We start from the raw sequence: 18,338 nt of genomic DNA on the forward strand, positions 1-18,338 counted from the left end.
GATGGGACCCATTTCCGTTTATCCGTCTAAATCACAGTTTGCCTTTGCGGCGGTGCCGCAGATGAAATCATGCATTCGAATGCACGATTTTGCATTGCGGAGTTTGCGTGGACTTCTGTTAGGCTCCACGGACGACTGTGAACACTGAAGCAATGACTACCGACACTCATTCCCGCCGCACCAAAATCGTTGCCACCCTGGGGCCCGCCACCGACGCGCCCGGCATGCTCGAACGAATCATCTCCGAAGGCGTCGACGTTGTACGCCTCAATCTTTCCCACGGACAATCCGACGATCACCGCGCCAGAGCCGCGGCGGTGCGCAAGGCTGCCGGAAAGGTGGGACGCGAGGTCGGCATCCTCGCCGATCTGCAGGGGCCGAAGATCCGCGTCGAGCGCTTTGCCAATGGGCCGGTGGAATTGCGCGATGGCGATCCGTTCGTGCTGGACTGCCGCGTGGATGCACCGCCGGGTGATACCACGCGCGTAGGTGTGAGCTACCTTGGCTTGCCCCAGGACGTGAAGGCTGGCGACATTCTATTGTTGGACGACGGCTTGGTCGCGCTTACCGTGCTTGATGTGGCCGGCACCGAGGTGCGTTGCCAGGTGCTGATCGGCGGCCGTTTGTCCGACCGTAAGGGTTTGAATCGCCAGGGCGGCGGCCTCTCGGTGTCCGCGTTGTCCGACAAGGACAAGGCCGATATCAAACTCGCTGCCGAAATCGGTGCGGATTTTCTTGCCGTGTCGTTCGTGCGTTCGGCCGCGGACATGGACATGGCGCGCAAGCTGCTCAAGGACGCCGGCGGCAACGCGTCGCTGGTCGCCAAGATCGAGCGCGCGGATGCGATTCCGGTGCTCGGCGAAATCATCGACGCTTCCGATGTGGTGATGGTCGCGCGTGGCGACCTGGGCGTGGAGATCGGCGATGCAGAGCTGCCCGGCTTGCAGAAGAAGATCATCCGCGAGTCGGTGCAGCGTAACCGCGCTGTCATTACCGCCACGCAGATGTTGCAGTCGATGGTGCGCTCGCCGATTCCCACCCGCGCCGAAGTACTCGACGTGGCCAACGCCGTGATCGACGGCACGGATGCGGTGATGCTTTCGGAAGAAACCGCCGCGGGCATGCACCCGGACAAGGCCGTCGCCGCCATGCGTCGCATCTGCCTGGGTGCCGAACGCCAGTTCGAGCCCAAGGAAGATTTCGTCAAATCCGGGCACCGCCTGGATCGCACCGACCAAGCCATCGCGCTGGCCGCGATGGTGCTGTCGAGCGAAGTGGGTGTGCGCGCCATCGTGGCACTCACCGAATCGGGCGCGACCGCGCAGTGGCTGTCGCGCTACCGCAACGCGATACCGATCTATGCGCTGTCGCCGTTCGACGATGCGCGCCGCCGCATGCTGGTGCTGTGTGATGTGCATCCGGTGGCTTTCACGCACGACACGCTCAATCCGGCGGTATCCGCACGCGAAGCCGTGCGCCAGTTGTTCACCGCCGGCAAGCTCGCCGAAGGCGACCGCGTGGTGCTCACGCATGGCGACCACATCGGCAAGGGCGGCGGCACCAATACGGTGAAGCTGCTGTCGGTGGGACAGGACGGCATGGTGGAAAGCTTGCGGGATTTGTAACCGATACGGTCAGCCCGTCGCGCACGACGCGTCGGGCTGGCTAAACTGGTTGCCGTCCCCAAACCCTACATCGGAGGTACGCCATGCGCACGACGATTCGTTTCGGCCAATCCCTGCTCGTGGCGGCAGCGCTGGCCGCCTGCATGCCGGCCCTGGCCCAGGAAGCGCGCCGGGTCGCGCCAGATCAGCTTCCTCATCTTTGGATCCTGTTGAACCGCGACGTGTCGGTCGACGTACCCAACAGCGGCGTGAACATCTACAAGCCCAGTTGCGTGGCGGTCACCTACATGATCGGCAGCGACGGTGCCCCGATGAACGTGCAGGTCGCCAAAATGGTACCGGCCAGCGACCTCGGTAAGGCGGCCGTGAGTGCGGTGTCCAACTTCCGTTACGGTCCCTCGCTCACCAACAGTAGCCACGCGCCAGTGGCCACCTACTACGTGATTCCCTTCAATGCGCCGGACGATCCCACCCAGCGCGACCAGCTCATGGCGCCCTGCAAATTAGCGGGTTACGGCCAAGCCTGACCGGGTTTGGTGACGAGTCCTGAACGCCCGTCCAGCCGGATGGGGCTATAATCGCGCGCTTTCCACCCGTCCGCCCGACCGGGTGGCCTCCCTTGCGGCCGCGCGCCGCCAAACGTTTTACGGAGTCGTCCACATGAGCATTGAAGATCTCGAGAGCATCGCCCTGGCGATGGTCGCGCCCGGCAAGGGCATCATCGCCATCGATGAGTCGACCAACACCATCAAGAAGCGCTTCGAGTCGGTCGGCATCGAGAACACCGAAGAGAACCGCCGTGCCTATCGCGAGCTGCTGCTCACCACGCCGGCCCTCTCCGAGCACATCTCCGGCGCGATTCTTTACGACGAGACGATCCGTCAATCCACCAAGGACGGCGTGCCCTTCACCCAGATCATGAAGAAGAACGGCATCATCCCGGGCATCAAGGTGGACAAGGGCACCGTGCCGCTGGCTGGTTTCCCGGGCGATGTGGTCACCGAAGGCCTCGATGGCCTGCGCGAGCGTCTGGCCGAGTACGTGAAGCTTGGCGCGCAGTTCGCCAAGTGGCGCGCAGTGATCAACATCAGCGAAGACAATCCCAGCTCCACCGCCATCGAAGCGAACACGCACGCGCTCGCCCGTTACGCCGCCCTATGCCAGGAAGCCGGCCTGGTACCGATGGTGGAGCCGGAAGTGATCATGGACGGCGACCACAGCATCGAAGTGAGCTACGAAGTGCACGAAGCGGTGCTGCGCAGCCTGTTCAACGCGCTGTATGAGCACAACGTGCTGGTCGAAGGCACCATCCTGAAGGTCAGCATGGTGATTCCGGGCAAGGAATCGGACGAGCAGGTCAGTGTCGAGGAAGTGGCCGAAGCCACTGTGCGCGTGCTCAAGACCACCGCGCCCGCCACGCTGCCGGGCATCGTGTTCCTCTCCGGCGGTCAGAACGACGAGCAATCCACCGCGCACCTCAATGCCATGAACCGCATGGGCCCGCACCCGTGGCCGCTGTCATTCTCTTACGGCCGCGCCATGCAACAGGCCGCGCTGAAGCTGTGGTCGAAAGACATGAAGAGCAACTACGGCGAAGCGCAGAAAGTGGTGCACGCACGCGCCAAGGACAATGGCCTGGCTGCCTTGGGCCAGTGGAAAGGCTGATCGCTCGTTGATATCGATGAAAAAGAGCGCCCGCGTGGTGCTCTTTTTTTGTTTGGCTGCAACGCTAAATACCGCTCGCCTCGCCGCCTATCTCACAGGAGGTCGCGTTGCCATTCAGCGCAAATTTTTACCTTGCGGACGTCCGTCGAAAAAGAACGGGCGCCATGAAGGCACCCGTGAATGACAACAACTGCTTTTTTGATATTTTTCGCGAAACTCAGAAGCGATATTCCGCCGATACCGTGTATGCATTCGTCGGCAACTGCACACCCTGGCCGCGACCCGAGCCGTCGTAGTAGTTGTAGTTCACACCAACGCTCCAGTTCTGGGTGAGGTTGTAGCCCACGCCTACGCCCGCGTAGTAACGGGTGCGATCGAAGCGCTCGTAGGTGGCGTTGTAACGGTCGGTCAGACCCTGCCCTTGTGCATAGAAAGCACCGCCACGCACTTCGCCGTACCAGTTGGGCGTGAAGTTGTAGCGCAGGTTCGCGCCAAGTGTCGGGCCGTACAGCTTCGATTGCAGCGACGAATCAGAACGTGCCGCGCCGCGCGCATCGATGCGGCCCAGGTACTGAAAACCCGCTTCCACGCCCACCGACATCTGCGGATTGATCGCAAAACGGTAACCACCCTTGATGCCGCCAATAGCATCACCGTTGGTGTCATAGGGGCCTTTGTTGATCTGGCCGTAGCCGGCTTCGGCGCCGACATACCAGCCTTGCTGAGCCGTCTGAGTGGGGGCGCTCTGCGCAAAAGCGGCGGGAACGGCGGCAAAACCCACCGCAGCAAGGGCCATAGCAAACAACGTCTTCTTCATGGAGTACTCCTTGTCATGCATTGATCAGGGCGGTCGGCGCGAGGGGGGAAGCCGAAGCCCCGTACGCACGTTTGGGGGTGTGCGTAGCCATCAGATGAGGCCGTCCGGAAATGATTCAATACCGATGAGTACAGTATTAAGTATCGATTAAGTCTGTAGAAAAAAGCGGTGAATACCTGCGCCACCACGGCGTACTTCCCGACAAGCCGGACGACAGAAAGCGAACGATCAGCGACAATAGCCACTTTTGCCGCCAGCCTTCGGAGATCAAACCTGATGACGTCTCGTCGCGTACTTGCCAACGCCGTCCGCGCTTTAGCCATGGATGCTGTCGAGGCAGCCAAATCCGGTCACCCCGGCATGCCGATGGGCATGGCTGACATCGCCGAAGTGCTCTGGAACGATTACCTGAAGTTCAATCCGACCAACCCGAAGTGGCCCAACCGCGACCGTTTCGTGCTCTCCAATGGCCATGGCTCGATGCTGCAATACGCGCTGCTGCATCTGACCGGTTTCGACTTGCCGATGGCCGAGCTCAAGCGCTTCCGTCAGCTGCATTCCAAGACCGCGGGCCACCCTGAAGCCAGCGAAACGCCCGGTGTGGAAACCACCACCGGCCCGTTGGGGCAGGGCTTCGCCAACTCGGTCGGTCTGGCGCTGGCCGAAAAGCTGCTCGCCGAGCATTTCAATCGCCCGGGCCACACCATCGTCGATCATCACACCTACGTGTTCATGGGCGATGGCTGCATGATGGAAGGTGTATCGCACGAAGCCGCTTCGCTGGCAGGTAAGTTGAAGCTCGGCAAGCTGGTTGCGATTTACGACGACAACAACATCTCCATCGACGGTGAAGTGGAAGGCTGGTTCACCGACGATACGCCCAAGCGCTTCGAAGCCTACGGCTGGAACGTGATCCCTCATGTGGACGGCCACGATGCCCAAGCCGTGAAAAAGGCCATTGCCGAAGCCACGGCGCAAAGCGAAAAACCCACGCTGATCTGCTGCAAGACCATCATCGGCTTCGGCGCCCCACATAAGCAGGGTAAAGAAGAATCGCACGGCGCCGCGCTCGGCAAGGACGAAGTCGCCGCCGCGCGCGACGAACTCGATTGGCGCTATCCGCCCTTCGAAATCCCGGCGGACATTTACGCCGCGTGGGACAAGAAACAGATCGGCGCAGAGCGCGAGCAGCAGTGGAACGAATTGTTCGCCACATACGAAGCCGCGCACGCGGAACTCGCCGCCGAATTCCGCCGTCGCACGGTGGGTGAACTGCCGGCGGATTGGGCCAAGCAGTCGCAGGCTTATATCGACAAGGTCAACGCCGATGGCCCCGACGTGGCTTCTCGCAAAGCCTCGCAGATGGCGCTGGATGCGTTCGGCCCGCTGCTGCCGGAAATGATCGGCGGTTCAGCCGATCTGGCCGGCTCCAACCTCACCATGTGGAAAGGCAGCAAGAGCGTCACCGGCCCGGATGGCAACTACGTGCACTACGGCGTGCGCGAATTCGGCATGAGCGCCATCGCCAACGGCCTGGCGCTGCACGGCGGCTTTGTTCCTTACGATGGCACCTTCCTGGTGTTCTCCGATTACGCGCGCAACGCGGTACGCATGGGCTGCCTGATTCCTGCGCACGTCATCCACGTCTACACGCACGATTCCATCGGCCTGGGTGAAGACGGCCCGACGCATCAGCCGGTCGAGCACCTCAGTTCGCTGCGCCTGATTCCGAACAACCGCGTGTGGCGTCCCTGCGATGCGGTGGAATCGGCGGTGTCGTGGAAGGTGGCGATCGAGCGCAAGGGTGAGCCGTCGTGCCTGATTTTCTCGCGCCAGACGTTGAAGCATCAGCAGCGCACCGCACAGCAAATCGCCGACATTTCGCGCGGCGCCTATGTGCTCTCCGATCCGGCCGATACCAAATTCAAGGCGATCCTCATTGCCACCGGCTCGGAAGTGGAGCTGGCGATGGAAGCGGCCCGCACGCTCGCGCAGCAGAACGTGCCGGTGCGCGTGGTGTCGATGCCGTGTACGGAAGCCTTCGACGCGCAGCCACTGGAATACCGCGAAGGCGTGCTGCCCCGCTGGTGTCGCGCACGCGTGGCGGTGGAAGCGGCCAGTGCCGATTTCTGGAGCAAGTACGTGGGCCTGGACGGTGAAGTGATCGGCATGACCACCTTCGGTGCTTCTGCGCCCGCACCAGCGCTGTTCGAGTACTTCGGCTTCACTGTGATGCACGTAGTGGATGCGGTGAAGCGGGTGGTTGGCTGATCGCTGTGTTTTAGCTCGTCGTCCCGGCAAGCGCCGGGACCCAGCGACGTCGCTCTTCTGGGTAGAAAAGACACTGGGCCCCGGCGTTCGCCGGGGCGACGAATCAAGTGCTTGCCAGCGTAGTGGCTATTCCGAAAACGATCGCCATCACCACCGCCACAGCAACGCACGCGCTACCCACGCGAATCCGCCGTGCATCCACGCGCGGAATCAGCCGCCACAGCGCTAGCACGCCAATCAGCATCGAGAGCACGAGCGACACGCGAAATGCGTTGCTGGCCATTAACGGCGCCAGCGGCGGACGCGTGATGCCTGTTTGCGCCGCCACGGCCGCTCCGATCAACAATGTCAGCAAGCTCCAGATCAGGCACGCGAGATAGGTTCGGTTGAACACCACCGGTGTGCCTTCGCTCCAGCGCAACACCAACCATGCAATCGCACTCGGTACCACCGCGCCAATACTGCCGAAAAGCACCCACCAGATAAGACTGCTGAGCAGTGCTAGCAAACCCGTCATGGACGATCCTTCACGCCGATTCGATCAAGAAATTTATCCATCAGCCACGCAGGACCGATAAGCAGGTAGGCCAGATCGGTAAAGAAGCTCGGTCGTTTTCCTTCGAACACATGACCGATGAATTGACCGATCCACGCCACCACAAAAACACCCGCACCCAGCCAGCGCATGCGCACTGGGCCAAGCGTGTCGAACAACTGGAAGCAGATCAATGCCAGCACCGCCAGCGCAATGAGCAACGCCGCGCCCAGCCGATGCGAATGCTTCCAGTACCAGGTGAACGCCAGAACGATCGCGAACACAGCGCATGCACCGGGACGCAGCAGCGATTCGGGCACGGGAATCGTCCATAGCAGCGCGAGCACGCTCCACACGATCAACGGTACGCATAGCCAATGGAGCAGCCGGTTGATCGGGTGCTGGTGATCGTGGCTGTAGCTGTCGAGCCAATCGCGCATGCTGCGTTGTTCGGCGGTCGACTTCATCAATGCGCGGCGCTCTTGGAGAAAAGGTTGAGCACCAGCACGCCGGCAACGATGAGGCCAATGCCAAGCATCGCAGCAGGATCAAGCTTCTGCCGATACAGCACGACACCGATGAACGCGATCAACGCCGTGCCTGCACCCGACCAGATCGCATAAGCAATCCCAAGCGGCACGCTGCGCAGTGCGAGGCTGAGGCAATAGAACGCCGTGCCGTAACCGGCGATCACCACTACGGCAGGTACGAGTTGGGTAAAGCCTTGCGAGGCTTTCAGTGCGCTCGTTGCGATGACTTCGGCAAGGATCGCGAGGCTCAGATACAGCCAGGCATGCATGGGTCAGTCCAGCGTGATGCCGGCCAGGCGCTGCAACGCCTCGCTGTATTTCGCGGATGTGCCTGCGATGACGTCCTTCGGAACGTTGGGTCCGGGCGCTTTCTTGTTCCAGTCCAGTGTTTCCAGGTAATCGCGCACGAACTGCTTGTCATAACTGGGTGGACTGATGCCCACCTTGTACTGATCGGCGGGCCAGAAGCGCGAGGAATCGGGCGTGAGCATTTCATCCATGACGTACAGCGTGCCGTGTTCGTCCGTGCCGAACTCGAACTTGGTGTCCGCAATGATGATGCCGCGTTCGGCCGCATAGGCGGCCGCCCATTGGTAGATGGCTAGCGTGGCATCGCGCACCTGTTCGGCCAGATCCTTGCCGACGGCGGCGATCACCGCGTCGAAACTTACGTTTTCGTCGTGATCGCCTACGGCGGCCTTCGTCGACGGCGTAAAGATCGGCTCAAGCAGCTGCTGTGCCTGGCGCAGCCCGGCAGGAAGCGTGATGCCGCACAGCGAACCCGTTGCCTGGTAATCCTTCCAGCCCGAACCGATCAGATAGCCGCGCGCGATCGCCTCCACCGGCACCGGCTTCAGGCGGCGCGTGACCACGGCGCGCTTTTGATACAGCGCCACATCCGTGCCCGGCGGCAGCACTTCTTCCAGCGGCGTATGTAGCAAGTGGTTGGGCATGATGTGCGCGGTCTTGCCGAACCAGAAGTTGGAAATCTGCGTGAGCATTTCACCCTTGCCGGGAATCGGATCGGGCAGCACCACGTCGAAGGCGGAAAGACGATCCGTGGCGACGATCAGCAAGCGGTTGCCCGACAGCGCATAGACGTCGCGCACCTTGCCGCGATGGATCAGGTCCAGGCCAGGCAGATTCGATTGCAGCAGGGTGGTAGGCACGGTGCGCTCCGGTGGGTGGGACTGGCTATTGTACCGGGCAGGCCACTGGACGCTGCTAGAATCGGTGGCTTTGATGCCTGTGTGCTTCCCGATGCAACTCCTACTGATCGCGGCACTCGGTTTGACCTGTGCCACGCCGGCGCTCGCCGCTGATCTGCCGCCCAAGCCCGTGCGGCTGGGTTTGTGCGCGGCGTGCCATGGTGAAACCGGCATGGCGCAGATACCCGGCGCGCCCAACCTGGCCGGACAGCGCCTGGATTATCTGCGCAAGGCCCTTCAGGAATACCGCGACGGTACGCGCAACGTACCGCTGATGCGCGCCGCGATCGGCCCGGTCAGCGATGCGGAACTGGATCAACTGGCGCGCTGGTACAGCGCGCAGGCACCGCAACCACAGGCTCACGCGCAACCATGAGCTACACCTATACGTTCTGGTTCGCCATGGCGGGCCTGCTGCTTGGCCATGGCTTCGTGGGCATGGGCGTGGGTGCGATCGTCGGCTTCGTGCTCGATAATTTGCGCTTCACCCAGCGGCGCACAGCCATTCCCGAAGCGGGTGGCTATATTTCGCCGCTGTTCGCGTTGCTGGGGGCCATCGCAAAATCCGACGGGCGTGTGTCCGAAGCGGAAATCGCCATCGCCGAACGCATCATGGCGCGCATGAGCCTGGACGCGGACGCGCGCCAGCAGGCCGTGCAGGCTTTCAACCGCGGCAAGCAGCCGGAGTTCGACGTCACCGGCCCGATCAACGCATTGCGCCAATGGGCGGGATTGCGTCGCGACCACGCGTTTCCTTTGCTTGATGTCGTGATCGAAACGGTGTTGGCCGAAGGCAGTCCGTCGCCGGAAAAAATGGCGATTCTTCGCCAGCTCGCCTTCGCCCTGCGCATCAGCGACATGGAATTGATGGCGCTGATGGCGATGAAAGGCTACGTGTGGCATGGCGCCGCCGGCGCGGGCGGGCGGGCATATGGCGCGGGCGGCGGCGGTTACGTACCACCGCAACGGAATACACTGGGGCCCGATCCCTACGCTGTGCTGGGCATCACGCGCGACGCCGACGAGCGCGCGATCAAGCGCGCCTATCGCAAACTCATCTCCGAACACCACCCCGACCGCCTGGGCGACCTGCCCGAAGAGATGCGCAAGCGCGCCGAAGGGCGCGCCAGCGAAATCAATGCGGCATACGAGCGGATCAAGGCCGAGCGCGGGTTCAAATAGGCCAAACCGGTCCCGGTACAATGGCGGCCTCGCGCCCCATTGCGGCGCGGCTTCTTACTGTTGGATGTGAGCCGCCATGAGCAAACAAGCCCCCGTTATCGCACCCTCCATTCTTTCCGCCGATTTCGCGCGCTTGGGGGAAGACACCGCCAGGGCGCTGGCCGCAGGCGGCGATTGGGTGCATTTCGACGTGATGGATAACCATTACGTGCCCAACCTCACCATGGGACCGATGGTGCTCAAGGCGTTGCGCGATTACGGCATCAGCGCGCCGATCGACGTCCATCTGATGGTCAAGCCAGTGGACCGCATCGTGCCGGATTTCGCCAAGGCCGGCGCCAGCCTGATCAGCTTCCATCCCGAAGCGAGCGAGCACGTGGATCGCACCATCGGGCTCATCAAGGACGCCGGATGCCGCGCAGGCCTGGTGTTCAACCCGGCAACCCCGCTGAACTGGTTGGACCACGTGCTCGATAAGCTCGATCTGGTGCTGATCATGTCGGTGAACCCCGGCTTCGGCGGCCAGAAATTCATTCCCGAAGCGCTGGAAAAACTGCGTCGTGTGCGGCGTCTGATCGACGACAGTGGCCGCTCGATCCGGCTGGAGGTGGACGGCGGCGTCAGCGCGGACAACATTGCCGACATCGCCGCGGCCGGTGCCGACACCTTCGTGGCCGGCTCGGCCATATTCGGGGCGCCCGATTACCCGACGGTGATCGGAAAGATGCGCGCCGCCATCGGCTGAAGGGTTCTCCAGAACGCGCTCTCCAGAACACGCTCTCCAGAAAAAGAGAAACCCGGCACAGGGGGAAGGCTGCGCCGGGCTGGAGGGGCGTCGGAAGACGCCTAGAGGAGACACCATCGACAGATGCAGCCTACGCGTCGGCTGAAGGACGGGAGGCTCGGCCGTCAATCAGACTCTGCAAGTTCCACGGCAATGGACAATGCGTCTGCCACCTATTCGGACCGGCTTCCCTGCCAATGGTTCCACCCCGACGCAAATTTTTTGAATAAAAAAACCCCCTCCGAAAGGGGAAGGGGAAGTAACACGTCGGACGAGGAACGATCGGAAAAACGGCTTAACTACGCGGTTTGGGTTGTCCGGTGGATCCGTCTCGCCGGATGGCGCGACCGACGAACCTCCCTGTGCGCCGGTCGCGCCTGCCTTCCACGGCATGCATCACACGGGAAACTCAATGAAAAGCCATCACGATGGCCAACAGCAGGGAGCCTAGAGCCAGCACCACGCGCAGCGGCTCGAACGTGCGAAGTTCGGCATTCGGATCAACGGAAGGGTCTGCGCGCATGGGTGGGTTTCTTAAGTGGCGTTGGCGATATGAAACCCCGATGCGGGGCGCCATGGCCGGCGCGTCAGGGGCGATCGAACGACGGAATGTGGCAGAACCCGGGCAAGCTCCTCGGCCGGCTTGCGCTGGCCGGTTCCGCATAGCAACCTGCGCGCCATCGTCATGAGGAGTCCACATGGGACGCAACATCGCCATCGTCGAAGATGAACCCCTTATCCGCGCCAACTACGTCGAAGCCCTGAACCGCTTCGGCTACGACACGCGCGGCTACGGCTCACGGCAGGATGCCTCCAACGCCTTCGCCATCCGCTTGCCGGAACTGGTCATCATCGACATCGGCCTGGGCGACGAACCGGAAGGTGGCTTCGACCTGTGCCGCGAGCTGCGCGCGAAATCGGCCACGCTACCGATCATCTTCCTCACTGCGCGCGATTCGGATTTCGATGTGATTTCCGGATTGCGTCTGGGCGCCGACGATTACCTCAGCAAAGACACCAGCCTGCACCAGCTTGCAGCACGCATCGCCGCCTTGTTTCGCCGCATCGAATCGTTGAAGGCGCCGGCCTCCAGCGAAACCGTCATCGGGCACGGGCCGCTCAAGCTCGAATCCGAACGCATGCGCGTGAGCTGGAACGATGTGGAAGTACCGCTCACCGTCACCGAATTCTGGATGGTGCACACGCTGGTGCGTTTTCCCGGGCACGTGAAAAACCGCGACCAGCTCATGCGCGAAGCCGAATTGGTCGTGGACGACGCCACCATCACCTCGCACATCAAACGCATCCGCAAAAAATTCATCGCGGTAGCTGCCGATTTCGATGCCATCGAGACCGTGCACGGCGTTGGCTACCGGTGGCGCCCCTGATGCGGCGACCATGGCTATTCGCCGGCCTGCTGCTATGCGCGGGTTCGACCGTCGCCGCGCAGGCCGATCAGACCATTCATGCCGACGGCCCCGCCGCTGGCACCGCGCCCGCCTGGAGCATCAGCACCGCGGCGCCTGCAGGCTGGACGGGCGACTGCTGCACCTACGCGCGCGCCATCGGCGTCAACTACGTGCTCTACCAGGGCGCATGGACCGGCAAACCGGAGCGGGTGATGGTACTCAACGTCTGGCCGTCCAAACTCCCCACGCTGGATGCGGAATTGCAGGACGATCGCAAGCAATACCTCGCGCACGACCCGCACGGCAAAGTAGGCATCTTCGCCATCGACAATCGCCGCATGCCATGCCGCGGCGTGCTGTATTCGGGCAGCGATCACATCGACGACGCCATCGTGTTCTGCGATCCGGGCAAAGCCGCCGGCGTTCGCTATAGCTGGTCGATGGCGATTGATGCGAGCGATCCCATGCGGCAGTCCTTGCTCGATGCATTCAAACGTGTGGCGCAGCGTTCCACCTATACCTTGAGCGCTCAGGTTTCGGGGTCTGACGGCAAATCACGGTAGATTGTCGTCCGTGAGCCTCCGCCAAAAACTCCTGCTCGTTGCCCTTTGCACCCTCGCACTGCCCATTGCGGGGTGGTTGTATGTGCGGCAGATGGAAGCCTTGCTGCGACAAGGCCAGGAGCAGGCGTTGACGGCGACGGCCACGGCGGTAGCGCGCAGTTTGGCGGTTACCGACGTTCCGCTGCCGCAGCCAGGACGTGGCTGGTATGTGCAGCAGGCGGTCAACCCCATCGTGATCGACGGTTACGGCGATGATTGGGCGCCGATGACGCCGTGGAGCCAACCACTCGGCAAGCAGGGCAAGCTGCTGCTGGCGGAGGACGACAATGGTTTCTACATGTACATCGACGTACGCGTGGCGCGCCGCACGCGTGCCGATGCGGACGATGCCAACGCCTTGTCCGCCGATCACATCATTCTCGATCTGGAGCAGGGCGCGCAGCATCGGCGCTACCTGATTGCCAGTGCGGCACCGGGCGCGTTTACTGCGTTGACGCTTGATCCGCCGGCGGGTGATCTGCCGGATCGGGTGATCGGGCAATGGCAGGAAGATGGCAGCGGCTACGACGCCGAATTGCGTCTGCCGCGCGGTCTGGGCTTGAGTGCGCTGGGGGTGGGTATCTATACCGCTGCCAACGGCGGTGATCCGCTGGCGGAAGATACCCGTCCGCTCTTGCGTTACTCGCCGGATCTTTCCCAGGAGCTGGCCCAGTTGGCGCCACAAGGCGCGCGCGCGCGCCTGCTCGCTCCGGCCGGCTGGTTGCTGGCGCAGAGTGGGCAGCTTACGACCTCCGGTCCGCAGCCGAGTTGGTGGTCGTCGGTGATGTATCGCTCGCTGCTCGCCAATCCGTTGGAAGATGCCGAAGCATGGACCAGCGACGCACCGCGCCTGGATCTGCCCGAGGTACAAACGGCGCGCCGCGGTGCGAGCAGCACGGTATGGCGACAGGGCGAAGAGCGTGACAGCGTGGTGCTGGCCACCACCGTGCCGGTCGTGCGCGGCCAGGACGTGGTCGCCGTACTGCTGATGGAACAGGCCAGTCGTGCGGTGCCGTTGCTGGCCAATCGTGCGTTCCTCAGCCTGCTGGTGACCAGCTTCGGCGTGATGCTGGTGGCTGGCGCTATCTTGCTTTTCTTCGCCACGCGCCTGAGTTTGCGACTCGGCCGGCTGCGCGATGCGGTGGAACGCGCGCAACTCGACGATGGCCGTCTGGATGGCCAAATGATCCAGGGGCATTTCCCGATGGCCGAAGCCGAAGACGAAATCGGCGATCTGGCGCGAAGCTTCCAGAAGCTTTTCGAAGCCGTGGGTGGTTATACCGATTACTTGCGCACGCTGGCGTCGAAACTCTCGCACGAGCTCAATACGCCGCTGGCAATCGTGAAATCCTCGCTGGATAACCTCGAACACGCCGAACTCTCAGACGAGGCGCAACCCTATCTGGCGCGTGCGCGCGATGGCGTGGCGCGCCTGGGTACGCTGGTCCGTGCCATGAGCGAAGCCAGCCGGATGGAACGCGCCATTGCCGCCGCCGAACCGGAGGACGTGGACCTGGTCGATGTGGTGCGCGGTTGTGCCGACGCTTACCGCCCACTGGCGGGGGCGCGGCGGCTGGAATGCATGCTGCCCGAGCAGCCCGCTCATCTGCACGGCGCGCCGGAGTTGATTGCGCAGGCGTTGGATAAGCTGTTCGATAACGCCCTATCGTTTACACCCGCTGACGGATGGCTGCGACTAAGCCTGCGTCCGCTCGATGACGGCGCCGAGATCGAGCTGGCTAACCAGGGGCCGCCACTGCCGGCTGCCATGCAGGGGCGCCTGTTCGATTCGCTGGTCAGTCTGCGCGACAAGGCCACGCCGGGCGATGCGCCACACCTGGGCCTGGGCCTGTACGTGGTGAGATTGGTCGCTGAACGCCATGGCGGCGTGGCCGCTGCGCGCAACCTGGACGACGGCAGCGGCGTGGCTTTCAGCTTGCGCTTGCATGGAATGCCGAGGCAACGGCTGGTGAGCTGAGTTTTATTTCAGGCGTGTGCCACCGCCCATCGCCCCGGCTTTCGCCGGGGCGATGGTTAATCGACAGCCGTCCGTTCGGGATGAGAGGGAAAGGGCTCAGATCGCCTACAATCGCTGTTCCTGCGTTTCACCGGACTCCCCTCAACGTGATTTCCCGCGACGAATTTGCAGCGCTCGCAGCGCAAGGCCACACGCGCATCCCGCTGGTGCGCGAAGTGTTCTCCGATCTGGACACGCCGCTGTCGGTGTACCTGAAGCTGGCCGATGGTCCGTACACGTTTCTGTTCGAATCGGTGGAAGGCGGTGCAACGTGGGGGCGCTATTCGATCATCGGCCTGCCGGCCAAGCGTGTTTATCGCCTGCGTGGGCACGAGCTGGAAGTGGAGGATGCGGGCGAAGTGGTCGAGCGCCGTCATCTGGACGATCCGCTCGCCGAAATCGAAAAACTGCGCCAGCAGTTCGATGTGCCGCGCCTGCCGCAATTGCCTGCGTTTAGCGGCGGCCTGGTGGGTTACTTCGGGTTTGAGACGATCGGCTATATCGAACCGCGCCTGGCGCGATGGGATCGGCCCGATGAACTGGGCACACCCGACGTACTGCTGATGCTGGCCGAAGAAGTGGCCGTGTTCGACAACCTCAAAGGCCGTCTTTATCTGATCGTGCATGCCGATCCATCGCAGCCGCAGGCGTATGCGCAAGCGCAGCGACGGCTCGATGCGCTCACGCATCGCTTGCGCCAGAGCGGCTCGGCCTACCCGCAGCTCACGCAATCGACCGCGCTCAACGAGAGCGATTTCAAATCCTCCTTTACGCGTGAAGCGTTCGAGGCGATGGTGGAGCGCGCCAAGGAATACATTCGCGCGGGCGACATCTTTCAGGTCGTACCATCGCAACGCCTGAGTGTCGGTTTCAACGCACGGCCGGTGGATGTGTATCGCGCATTGCGTGCGATGAATCCCTCGCCGTACATGTATTTTGTCGATCTGGGCGATACGCAGATCGTCGGCTCCTCGCCGGAAATCCTGGCACGCATGAAAGACGGCAAGGTCGTCGTGCGCCCGCTCGCTGGTACCCGCAAGCGCGGTGCCACGGATGAGGAAGATCGCGCACTCGAAGAGGAGCTGCTGGCCGATCCCAAAGAGCGCGCCGAGCACGTGATGCTGATCGATCTGGGTCGCAATGACATCGGACGCATCAGCGAAACCGGAACGGTGGAAGTCAGCGAATCGTTTGTCGTCGAGCGCTACTCGCACGTGATGCACATCGTTTCGCAAGTGCAGGGTGTCGCCAAGCCCGATCTCAGCTACATGGATGTGCTCAAGGCCACATTCCCTGCCGGCACGCTGAGCGGTGCGCCGAAGATTCGCGCCATCGAAATCATCCAGGAACTGGAACCCTACAAGCGCAATATCTATGCGGGCGCCATTGGCTGGATCGGCTGGTGGGGCGATGCGGATACGGCCATCGCCATCCGTACCGCCGTGATTCAGAACGGCCGTCTGCACGTGCAGGCTGGCGCAGGTATTGTGTACGATTCGGACCCGGCTTCAGAGTGGGAAGAGACGATGAACAAAGGCCGTGCATTGTTCCGTGCCGTGGCGCAGGCCGCCAAAGGGCTGTGACCCATGCGATCCATTGCTCAAGGCTGTAGCTGTTTCATGGCGCTATTGACGTTGACGTGTGCATCGCCATTGCTGGCGCGTGAAGCATCACAAACCTGGCCGGATACACCGCTCAGCCGCACGCAGGCGCTGGCTGAGCTGCAAACGTTAAACGCGCTTCTGCTCAGCCATCCCAGTGCCACGCTGACGCTGGAGCACTGGTGTGCCACGCATCATCTGGCGCCGCAGGCGAAAGTCATTGCCCAGCGTGTGCATGGTGCGGATAAGCCGCTGCCCGATGGCGCGCGCGCATTGCTCGGTATCGGTGCGGATGAGCCGGTGCGCTACCGTCGCGTTGCACTGAGTTGCGGCGAAGTCGTGTTATCGGATGCGGACAATTGGTACGTACCCTCGCGCCTGACTGCCGACATGAATCACCGGCTCGATACGTCCGACGTACCCTTCGGTAAGGTTGTGCAGCCACTGCATTTTCGCCGTCAGACGCTTTCCGCCGAGCTGTTGTGGTCGCCGTTGCCTGAAGGCTGGGATATGGGTGCGCCATTGCCGTCGACGAGTGACAAACCGTTGGCGATTCCCGATCACGTGCTACAGCACCGCGCGGTGTTGTATACCGCCGGCAATCAACCTTTCAGCCTGGTGATCGAAAGCTACACGCGCGATGTACTTGCGCGGCCCTGACGGTGCGTTGGGCTTGACGATTCACGCTATGGCCGTGGATCTAGCCATCGCCGCTTGAAGCGGTGGTCGGTGCTTGCGGATGCTACCAGCCGCATCTGGCCGATCAATCCAATAGCGGTGAGCGACGCGGCGAATGTAAAAAAGCGGTAGGTGTTCGCGGGGAAGAGCAAAAGATGGATGGCGACGAATGCCATCGGGATGATGAATATCGCGCCAAGAAGACGCCTGTCGGAGGGATGTGTTCGGCGTCCATTCCTCATCAAAAACCATAGGGCGAGGCCATAGATCACCATCTGCGGCTGCATCGTAAAACGGTAGGCCATCGAGCCGTATGGCCTGAGATAGTCGCCGATGGCCCGCGAAGGAACCAGCGTGGCGGGATAGGCTGTCTTGTGGATCAGTGATGTATTGAACAAGGTCAACCATCCATAAGCACCGTTACATCGCACGATCAGCCAATACAGCATCAAGGTGACTGCCATCGATGCGAGCGCGTACTTCTTGTGGCCGAAGATGAAGGCGTGGCCGAGAACCAGCAATGAGAGCAGCAGCAGGTCGGTTCTGATCGATGGCAACAACGCCGCGAGAACGAAGACCAGCATGCTGCCCCTGATTAGCGCGTAGACCGTCAGCAAAGAGAAGAAGCAAGCCAGCGCATCCGGTGTCGACAAGCTGGCGATGTCGAGGAATCCAGAGAACGCGACGACCACGGGAACGGCAACGGCCGGCGCACCGGTTTCATGCCCAAGCAAGCCAAGCAGCATGACCGAAAGCGCCGCAAACACGGCGCTCACGACGTAGGTCGATCGGGGGTAGCTCAGTCCCGTGGCATGAGCCATGCGGATCAGCCCGATATACAGCACGCGAATGCGATAGAACGGCAACTGTTGCGCCAGCGACAACGGATCGCGATAAACGGTTTGCCGATACTCGCCCTGTGTTACCAATAGATCGAACGTACTCGCGTTGACCTCGCTTCTCAAGCTGTCGTAGGTCACCGTGTTGAGGTCGGCGCCGTGATAGCCCTCGGCGCTGAGCGCCGCGGCTACGTAGCCAATCATGTCCCAGTTGTAGGCGGGCTTCTTCAGCCCGAAGCACAGCACGATCAGTGCGACGCATGCCGTCAGGACCAGCGCGGGCATACGTATGGAAGGCCTCGTGAGGCGCGCGGCGCTCGTTTTGTCGGTAGCCGTCGAAGGCATGCGAAAAACACCGGGTAGGAATCAGTGATGTGTGCCTCCTGCAGCGTATTCCCGTTGCGGTGGGGCGCAAGGAGGCTTGCATCGTTGGGGTCTGAAGGATTTGGCGACGCCCCCTGCGCAATATTATTGAGAACTACTCTCATTTGCTGATGAATTTGCCCTGCGTTCTTTGCGCACATGACGGTTTGGCATGAACAGGTCGACGCAAAGCAGATGACGGCACTAAAGGC

Annotated in this window: 19 protein-coding genes; 13 read left to right on the forward strand and 6 right to left on the reverse strand. The window is 62.1% G+C overall.

Going from position 1 to position 18,338, the window contains the following annotated elements; all coding sequences use genetic code 11:
• Window positions 1-152: 152 nt before the first annotated feature.
• From pyk to DWU98_RS21925, 4 genes are all read left to right on the forward strand, one after another.
• Entirely contained in the window at window positions 153-1,625 is a 1,473-nt protein-coding gene (pyk, locus tag DWU98_RS07020) for a pyruvate kinase (protein WP_115494787.1), read from the forward strand.
• A gap of 83 nt (window positions 1,626-1,708) precedes the next feature.
• Window positions 1,709-2,152 (forward strand): energy transducer TonB, encoded by a 444-nt coding sequence (locus DWU98_RS07025; protein ID WP_115494788.1) that lies wholly within the window; start codon window positions 1,709-1,711, stop codon window positions 2,150-2,152.
• 133 nt (window positions 2,153-2,285) lie between these two features.
• The gene (locus DWU98_RS07030; protein WP_115495092.1) at window positions 2,286-3,290 is read left to right on the forward strand and encodes a class I fructose-bisphosphate aldolase; all 1,005 of its coding nucleotides are present in this window, start codon (window positions 2,286-2,288) and stop codon (window positions 3,288-3,290) included.
• 16 nt (window positions 3,291-3,306) lie between these two features.
• The gene (locus DWU98_RS21925; protein WP_158545000.1) at window positions 3,307-3,474 is read left to right on the forward strand and encodes a hypothetical protein; all 168 of its coding nucleotides are present in this window, start codon (window positions 3,307-3,309) and stop codon (window positions 3,472-3,474) included.
• A 33-nt stretch (window positions 3,475-3,507) separates the two neighbouring features.
• On the opposite strand, the gene DWU98_RS07035 is transcribed toward DWU98_RS21925, so the two are convergent.
• Window positions 3,508-4,107 carry a porin family protein gene (locus DWU98_RS07035; RefSeq protein WP_115495093.1) on the reverse strand — a complete coding sequence of 200 codons (600 nt, stop codon included), beginning with the start codon at window positions 4,105-4,107 and terminating at the stop codon, window positions 3,508-3,510.
• A gap of 276 nt (window positions 4,108-4,383) precedes the next feature.
• Here DWU98_RS07035 and tkt point away from each other — a divergent pair, with 276 nt between their 5' ends.
• A complete protein-coding gene (gene tkt / locus DWU98_RS07040) occupies window positions 4,384-6,378 on the forward strand; it encodes a transketolase (RefSeq protein WP_115494789.1) in 1,995 nt (664 codons plus the stop codon).
• A gap of 103 nt (window positions 6,379-6,481) precedes the next feature.
• Here the strand turns inward: tkt and DWU98_RS07045 are convergent, their stop codons facing one another.
• From DWU98_RS07045 to DWU98_RS07060, 4 genes are read right to left on the reverse strand one after another with little or no spacing between them, the layout of a single operon-like run.
• On the reverse strand, window positions 6,482-6,895 hold the full coding sequence (locus DWU98_RS07045) for a hypothetical protein (RefSeq protein WP_115494790.1): 414 nt from the start codon (window positions 6,893-6,895) through the stop codon (window positions 6,482-6,484).
• Window positions 6,892-7,380 carry an Mpo1 family 2-hydroxy fatty acid dioxygenase gene (locus DWU98_RS07050; protein ID WP_230474739.1) on the reverse strand — a complete coding sequence of 163 codons (489 nt, stop codon included), beginning with the start codon at window positions 7,378-7,380 and terminating at the stop codon, window positions 6,892-6,894. The genes DWU98_RS07045 and DWU98_RS07050 overlap by 4 nt, the downstream gene beginning before the upstream one ends.
• Window positions 7,380-7,712, reverse strand: coding sequence for a DMT family transporter (locus DWU98_RS07055; protein ID WP_115494791.1), 333 nt, complete (start codon window positions 7,710-7,712; stop codon window positions 7,380-7,382). Before DWU98_RS07055 ends, DWU98_RS07050 begins: the two co-directional genes overlap by 1 nt.
• Before the next feature lie 3 nt (window positions 7,713-7,715).
• Entirely contained in the window at window positions 7,716-8,612 is an 897-nt protein-coding gene (locus DWU98_RS07060; protein WP_115494792.1) for a phosphoribosylaminoimidazolesuccinocarboxamide synthase, read from the reverse strand.
• A gap of 91 nt (window positions 8,613-8,703) precedes the next feature.
• Here DWU98_RS07060 and DWU98_RS07065 point away from each other — a divergent pair, with 91 nt between their 5' ends.
• The 8 genes from DWU98_RS07065 to DWU98_RS07100 all read left to right on the forward strand — a co-directional run bounded on the left by DWU98_RS07065 (window position 8,704) and on the right by DWU98_RS07100 (window position 16,906).
• On the forward strand, window positions 8,704-9,027 hold the full coding sequence (locus DWU98_RS07065) for a c-type cytochrome (RefSeq protein WP_115494793.1): 324 nt from the start codon (window positions 8,704-8,706) through the stop codon (window positions 9,025-9,027).
• Window positions 9,024-9,833 (forward strand): co-chaperone DjlA, encoded by an 810-nt coding sequence (djlA, locus tag DWU98_RS07070; RefSeq protein WP_115494794.1) that lies wholly within the window; start codon window positions 9,024-9,026, stop codon window positions 9,831-9,833. The genes DWU98_RS07065 and djlA overlap by 4 nt, the downstream gene beginning before the upstream one ends.
• Before the next feature lie 76 nt (window positions 9,834-9,909).
• A complete protein-coding gene (rpe, locus tag DWU98_RS07075) occupies window positions 9,910-10,578 on the forward strand; it encodes a ribulose-phosphate 3-epimerase (RefSeq protein ID WP_115494795.1) in 669 nt (222 codons plus the stop codon).
• Between the two features lie 737 nt (window positions 10,579-11,315).
• A complete protein-coding gene (gene pdsR / locus DWU98_RS07080) occupies window positions 11,316-12,005 on the forward strand; it encodes a proteobacterial dedicated sortase system response regulator (protein WP_115494796.1) in 690 nt (229 codons plus the stop codon).
• Entirely contained in the window at window positions 12,005-12,589 is a 585-nt protein-coding gene (locus DWU98_RS07085; RefSeq protein WP_196239482.1) for a hypothetical protein, read from the forward strand. Before pdsR ends, DWU98_RS07085 begins: the two co-directional genes overlap by 1 nt.
• 10 nt (window positions 12,590-12,599) lie before the next feature.
• Complete coding sequence (locus tag DWU98_RS07090) at window positions 12,600-14,606, forward strand: ATP-binding protein (RefSeq protein ID WP_115495095.1); 2,007 nt, start codon at window positions 12,600-12,602, stop codon at window positions 14,604-14,606.
• A 146-nt stretch (window positions 14,607-14,752) separates the two neighbouring features.
• The gene (trpE, locus tag DWU98_RS07095) at window positions 14,753-16,228 is read left to right on the forward strand and encodes an anthranilate synthase component I (protein WP_115494797.1); all 1,476 of its coding nucleotides are present in this window, start codon (window positions 14,753-14,755) and stop codon (window positions 16,226-16,228) included.
• Window positions 16,229-16,264: 36 nt separating this feature from the next.
• Window positions 16,265-16,906 (forward strand): hypothetical protein, encoded by a 642-nt coding sequence (locus tag DWU98_RS07100; protein WP_115494798.1) that lies wholly within the window; start codon window positions 16,265-16,267, stop codon window positions 16,904-16,906.
• Window positions 16,907-16,932: 26 nt separating this feature from the next.
• Here the strand turns inward: DWU98_RS07100 and DWU98_RS07105 are convergent, their stop codons facing one another.
• On the reverse strand, window positions 16,933-18,048 hold the full coding sequence (locus DWU98_RS07105; protein ID WP_115494799.1) for a hypothetical protein: 1,116 nt from the start codon (window positions 18,046-18,048) through the stop codon (window positions 16,933-16,935).
• Window positions 18,049-18,338: the final 290 nt, after the last annotated feature.

Source organism: Dyella monticola, from assembly GCF_003363155.1.
Lineage (GTDB): Bacteria > Pseudomonadota > Gammaproteobacteria > Xanthomonadales > Rhodanobacteraceae > Dyella_B > Dyella_B monticola.

Bases quoted from the DNA above. Each gene is read 5' to 3' on its own strand.
- tkt (WP_115494789.1), top strand. From the start codon at position 4,384: ATGACGTCTCGTCGCGTACTTGCCAACGCCGTCCGCGCTTTAGCCATG.
- DWU98_RS07050 (WP_230474739.1), bottom strand. From the start codon at position 7,380: ATGAAGTCGACCGCCGAACAACGCAGCATGCGCGATTGGCTCGACAGC.
- DWU98_RS07035 (WP_115495093.1), bottom strand. From the start codon at position 4,107: ATGAAGAAGACGTTGTTTGCTATGGCCCTTGCTGCGGTGGGTTTTGCC.
- DWU98_RS07030 (WP_115495092.1), top strand. From the start codon at position 2,286: ATGAGCATTGAAGATCTCGAGAGCATCGCCCTGGCGATGGTCGCGCCC.
- DWU98_RS07085 (WP_196239482.1), top strand. From the start codon at position 12,005: ATGCGGCGACCATGGCTATTCGCCGGCCTGCTGCTATGCGCGGGTTCG.
- rpe (WP_115494795.1), top strand. From the start codon at position 9,910: ATGAGCAAACAAGCCCCCGTTATCGCACCCTCCATTCTTTCCGCCGAT.
- djlA (WP_115494794.1), top strand. From the start codon at position 9,024: ATGAGCTACACCTATACGTTCTGGTTCGCCATGGCGGGCCTGCTGCTT.
- pyk (WP_115494787.1), top strand. From the start codon at position 153: ATGACTACCGACACTCATTCCCGCCGCACCAAAATCGTTGCCACCCTG.
- DWU98_RS07065 (WP_115494793.1), top strand. From the start codon at position 8,704: ATGCAACTCCTACTGATCGCGGCACTCGGTTTGACCTGTGCCACGCCG.
- DWU98_RS07100 (WP_115494798.1), top strand. From the start codon at position 16,265: ATGGCGCTATTGACGTTGACGTGTGCATCGCCATTGCTGGCGCGTGAA.
- DWU98_RS07055 (WP_115494791.1), bottom strand. From the start codon at position 7,712: ATGCATGCCTGGCTGTATCTGAGCCTCGCGATCCTTGCCGAAGTCATC.
- DWU98_RS07025 (WP_115494788.1), top strand. From the start codon at position 1,709: ATGCGCACGACGATTCGTTTCGGCCAATCCCTGCTCGTGGCGGCAGCG.
- DWU98_RS21925 (WP_158545000.1), top strand. From the start codon at position 3,307: ATGAAAAAGAGCGCCCGCGTGGTGCTCTTTTTTTGTTTGGCTGCAACG.
- pdsR (WP_115494796.1), top strand. From the start codon at position 11,316: ATGGGACGCAACATCGCCATCGTCGAAGATGAACCCCTTATCCGCGCC.
- DWU98_RS07105 (WP_115494799.1), bottom strand. From the start codon at position 18,048: ATGCCCGCGCTGGTCCTGACGGCATGCGTCGCACTGATCGTGCTGTGC.
- DWU98_RS07045 (WP_115494790.1), bottom strand. From the start codon at position 6,895: ATGACGGGTTTGCTAGCACTGCTCAGCAGTCTTATCTGGTGGGTGCTT.